Genomic DNA, 571 nt, shown 5'->3' with positions numbered 1-571 from the left:
CAAACCAACTTTATGGAAGGATTTAAATGGCATGCGGTTCGTGCTCACGTGTGGCTGTTGGGTGCTGTATTTATGGTCATGGCGATCTCATCTTTGCCGCTCGCAACTGCGAACGCGATCTTTTATGCCGCGCCATTGATCATGCTCCCTCTCGCTGCGATTTTTTTCGGTGAACAGCTATCTAAACAATCGGTCGCTGCGGCGGTAATGGGATTTGCAGGGGTATTGGTGATTATTCGCCCGGATCAAATTGATTGGGCAGCAATCTCAGCGTTTGTGGTCGCGTTAACGTTAGCCATCAACAATCTGTTGATTCGTAAGTTGCCAAAAAACCAATCAGTGATGCAAACCTTGCTGATGACCAACTTGGCCGGTATTCCGGTTGCGTTGCTGTTGGTGCTCATAGAGGATCAGCCTTGGCAATGGGACGCGTTCCCTGTCGCGGCAGGGTCAAGTTTGTTCATTATGATCTATGCGGCGACTTGTGTGCTGGCGTACCGTTCTATCGATAGCAACAAAATCGCGAGTGCAGAATACAGCGGTTTGATTGGTGCGGTTGTCGTTGGCTTTA

General features: G+C 49.4%; 1 protein-coding gene. It reads left to right on the top strand.

Going from position 1 to position 571, the window contains the following annotated elements:
* A partial coding sequence (locus R7Z50_RS29695) for a DMT family transporter (protein WP_318150041.1) occupies positions 1-571 on the top strand: 571 nt, incomplete at both ends.

This window comes from Vibrio sp. 1249-1 (assembly GCF_033340495.1).
This window is presented reverse-complemented; position numbering and strand designations above follow the sequence as displayed.